The sequence below is a fragment of the Enterobacter sp. UNJFSC 003 genome (assembly GCF_036903355.1).
Lineage (GTDB): Bacteria > Pseudomonadota > Gammaproteobacteria > Enterobacterales > Enterobacteriaceae > Enterobacter.
The window spans coordinates 1-242 of sequence record NZ_JBAKHK010000321.1 but is presented as its reverse complement, the minus strand read 5'-3'; the positions used below and the strand labels follow the sequence as shown (position 1 = coordinate 242).

Below are 242 nucleotides of genomic sequence, written 5' to 3'. Positions count from 1 at the left end.
ATATCTCCGTGATGGGCAAACTGGCGGCGAAGAAAACCGCCGGTGTATTAGGGGATGACTTATCGCTCAATGCGCAACAAGTTTCAGGCGTGCGCGCCAACCGGGAACTTCCCGTGGTCTGGGGCGTGGCGAAAGGATCGCTGATCAATAAAGTGATTCTGGTGCCGCTGGCGCTGATCATCAGTGCGTTTATCCCGTGGGCGATTACGCCACTGTTGATGATTGGCGGCGCGTTTCTCTGC

Annotated in this window: 1 protein-coding gene; it reads left to right on the top strand. The window is 56.2% G+C overall.

The window, feature by feature from the left end:
- Positions 1-2: 2 nt before the first annotated feature.
- The coding region (locus tag V5P19_RS24365) for a DUF808 family protein (RefSeq protein WP_334408097.1) at positions 3-242 on the top strand (240 nt) is incomplete at its 3' end.